Source organism: Streptococcus minor DSM 17118 (assembly GCF_000377005.1).
GTDB classification, from domain to species: domain Bacteria; phylum Bacillota; class Bacilli; order Lactobacillales; family Streptococcaceae; genus Streptococcus; species Streptococcus minor.
Map to the genome: position 1 here is coordinate 1 of NZ_AQYB01000013.1, position 3776 is coordinate 3776.

General features: G+C 34.3%; 4 protein-coding genes. All 4 read left to right on the forward strand.

Annotation, left to right across the window (positions count from 1 at the left end; genetic code table 11):
• Positions 1-1287, forward strand: a 1287-nt coding sequence (locus tag F602_RS10135; protein WP_040839539.1) for an RHS repeat-associated core domain-containing protein, incomplete at its 5' end; no start/stop codon positions are given.
• Positions 1288-1363: 76 nt separating this feature from the next.
• Positions 1364-2077 (forward strand): hypothetical protein, encoded by a 714-nt coding sequence (locus F602_RS0100220; RefSeq protein WP_040839540.1) that lies wholly within the window; start codon positions 1364-1366, stop codon positions 2075-2077.
• A 282-nt stretch (positions 2078-2359) separates the two neighbouring features.
• Entirely contained in the window at positions 2360-2683 is a 324-nt protein-coding gene (locus F602_RS10140) for a hypothetical protein (RefSeq protein ID WP_018165967.1), read from the forward strand.
• Positions 2684-2847: 164 nt separating this feature from the next.
• Positions 2848-3468: a TipC family immunity protein gene (locus tag F602_RS0100230; RefSeq protein WP_018165968.1), complete on the forward strand. Its 621-nt coding sequence runs from the start codon at positions 2848-2850 to the stop codon at positions 3466-3468.
• The last annotated feature ends 308 nt before the right edge of the window (positions 3469-3776 follow it).

A 3776-nucleotide genomic window follows, 5' to 3' on the forward strand; every position in this document is an offset into this window, starting at 1 on the left:
GGGCTGGACTACTTAAGGGCGAGGTATTATGATCACCAAGTCGGCACCTTCCTGACAGAGGATAGCTACCAAGGTGACGACCGAGACCCACTCAGCCAAAACCTCTATAGCTATGTCCAGAACAACCCAGTTAACTACACCGATCCAAGTGGACATCGGGCGATGGGACTGCTGGGTGGTGGTGGACGTAGGAGAAAACCTAAACCATCTACGAAATCATATCCAATATTCCCTTCAGGAACACCGATAGAGAAGCGATTGCCTGTTATAAACAATCCACAGGCAGCTAATGCATTGATTCAACAACAACGTAAAACTCTTCAACTTCCTCAGCACCCTACTCTTCCTGCATTTATGGGTGGAGGACCAAATGCATTTACCAATATTACAAATAGTTTCGTGACTTCATACAATAGCGCCTACCAATACGCTCAATCGCAAACAGGGAATGCTCAGCACTCAGCCATGACTGCCTTACAGGCAGCAATCTATAGTGGGCAGTCCACCTATAACTGGGGCAAGTCAAAATCCAAAGAAGCAGCCAATATCCACCGCAACTGGACGCTAGCATTAGAAGAAACCCAGAAGCATATCTGTGATCCAAAGAGGATGAAAGGGAAGGATGATAAACAAAAGAAAAATCAAATAGATAGAAATGCTTTGTTCAAATTAGGAATTATTGGAAGTGTTAATAATATTGCTTTTGGACTATATGACTGGCTCAAGAAAAATCCAGTGGGTATTTCTAATACCAATATAATATCAAGTAGCCAATTAAATTCTGGAATTTTATTTTCTGGATTTATAGACTACTCATCAAAAACGACTACAGGTGATAATTCATGGTTAGATATTGATTTTACGAATGGTAAACCTTCTGGTATGACATTTAATACGAAATCAGGAACACTTTCGATTGGCTATGGAGGAGGAAATTGGTCTGTTAGTGGTTCAGGGAACTATTCTAAATATAATACTATTTCGGGAGGTTTGTCCTTTGGTAAAAATGGGATTGAAGCAAATTATATAAACGGAATTACCCATAAAAATGGAATTTCGTTTGGAAATGGTGCTGGGATCAAACTGAGTCCAGATATTGTAAACGGTATGTTAGGTATCTATAATACATTCGAAATTAGTCAAAGTAAAAATGGGGTTACAACCACAAATACAGTCAATTCTGGCTTTAAAACTATTAACGGTTCTCAGGCTACTGCGATTCTTTCCCTCCTAGCTTTATTACTAGGGAATCCTGCTCCAATGGAACAAATACCGCTAGCACCGTAGAAAAGTAGGTCATTTAATGCAAAATATGAAAACTAAAATATTATTAAACCGATGGAGATTGGAAAGAAGCATAAAAATGATTGTGTTTGTTCAAATAATAATCAACTTATGTAGTTTTAATTATCCAAAATGGTTGACACTTGTATTGCCAATTATGACATTATTAGAACTTTCTTCTTTGGCTTTATTCTATTTTATGGTCACTAGAATTGAGACTGAAATATTGCAAAGTTTAAACATTGAGGTACTTGAGAAATATATTTCAAAAATTGAATCTCGAAATTTTAGAGGAAAAACAAAAAATATTTATTTGTTTAAACTATCGAGTTATTATTATATGTTTGGACAGTTTGAAAAATCAATAGAGTTATTAAAGAAAGTTGAATTTGAAAAATTACCAAGTGGATCTTATTCTGCATTGGATTATTATTTTCAAGCCTATCTTTCACGAGTGAAAATGCAAAGTTGGGATAAAATTGAGAATATTAAGAATCATTTTTTATCTCATCAAAGCAATAAGATGTCTGAGTATAAAAAGAAACAGTTTTATCTATCATACATTGAGATATTTGATGCCCTATTTATTCAAAATAAAGAGATTAGTAATCTAACTTTATCAGAAAACAGCTTATATAAATATATAAGAAGTCACTATCTATATGCTATTAATTCTCTTAATCGAGGAGATGAACAGACGGCAAGAATAGAGTTTCAATTAATCGCCAACTATTCAGATAAACTTTATATGATAAAAGAGGCTAAAGAGTGGTTAGAGAATAAACAAGTGTAATAATGTTCAAGAAAACACCTAGAAATTTTCTAGGTGTTTCCTTTTTGATATGGTAGAATAAAATATGAGGTTTTTGATAATCGAGTACACAGCTGAAATAGGCTGAGAAACTCTCCAACAAGCACAAGCCAATGGCCAGTCCACCTATAATTGGGGCAAGTCAAAATCCAAAGAAGCTCGCAACATTCACCGCAACTGGACCAAGGCCTTGGAAGAAACCCAGAAGCATATCTGTGATCCAAAGAGGATGAAAGGTAAGGATACTTCAGTCAAGCAACCCATTTGCATGACAAACCACGGCCGGCAAATATTTATGGTTCACTCTATGGTGGTATAGAACAATTAGCTGGTTGGAGAGGAGATGTCACAAAAGATGCACTTGCGCGACCAAGTATGGGGAATGATGATTATCGCGCAGATCTTTATACTATGAATATTACTTCCATAATGAAGAAAAGCAACATTGACTATATTTCTGCAAGCAATTTGTATTATGATGGCATATCTTCGGGAGCCTATACTCGAGCAAATGTTTTCAAACAGAATATCAGCTTGGACTATGTAAAAAAAGCAATTTACTCTAGTCTAGTTCCAAGAAAAGTGTAATATTAGGTCCAAATATTCAATCAAATATTCCTCGAACAGATGCAGAATCTATGGAATATCTTAGAAGGAATTATGAAGCATCATATAATTTTATAAAAAATTTAGAGGCAGGTAATAATGAATTTAAGGATTATACGAAATCTCCGTAGAAGGGTAGCACATAAATGAATAAAAAATTAAGGTATATTAGCCTAATTGGATTGGCTGTTATTTCACTACTATTAATATACTTAGACCACTCAAAACTAAAATATCAGAATATTTTTGAAGAAATCTATCACGATGAGTACTCGCACGCAACAAATTCATGGGAACCAAATGCTTCAACACTGCAATTGTTGCCTAATATGGAAAAAAAGAGTACATATGGGTTGCTATTTGGAACAATAGTAGAAACGTATGCAGAAAGTAGTCTGCCTAATGATGTCAATAGTATCAATTACACATTCAATTACCCAGATGAAAAAATAGAGAAAGGTAATGTTTCAATTTTTATAAATCTTAATTTATCTAATTCTGATATTCTACAAGTTGAATATTTTTACAAACATAACTCATGTTTATTGATTCGAAAAATGAAAGTATTTTCAGAGTTTTTTGATAACGAATATCCTTTTGGAGAATACAATAGCCAGAATAAATCAGAGGTGGAATCTCTTGTTAAGGTTGCAGATAACTTATTAAAAAATAAAATTATTGCTGATTGGCTTTCAATATATCCAAGTCAGTATTCAATTGAAAATTGGGGAGAAGTACAGATTATCAACCATAATTTATCAGATTAGTGCAAAAGATAATAGACTACTTCCTTTTCAGGGGGTGAGCTTGTAAAACGAATTTCACTGGTGTCTACAATAAATAAGGTACTTAAGTTTTTCTTAAGTACCTTTTGAAGCAGAACAATGTGGAGATGAAACAGTCGAAAATCTAATACCTACCTAAAACTGGCTAAGAAGTTCTACCTTTGCCAAAAAAAGTAATTTACACCTACGATTTCAATAACCAACTGTCCCAAATCAAAAAAGCAGATGGCAAGACTATTTCTTACGACTACAATAAGCTAGACCAACTCTTGACGACCAAGTACTCTGAA

Bases quoted from the DNA above. Each gene is read 5' to 3' on its own strand.
- F602_RS0100220 (WP_040839540.1), top strand. From the start codon at position 1,364: ATGATTGTGTTTGTTCAAATAATAATCAACTTATGTAGTTTTAATTAT.
- F602_RS0100230 (WP_018165968.1), top strand. From the start codon at position 2,848: ATGAATAAAAAATTAAGGTATATTAGCCTAATTGGATTGGCTGTTATT.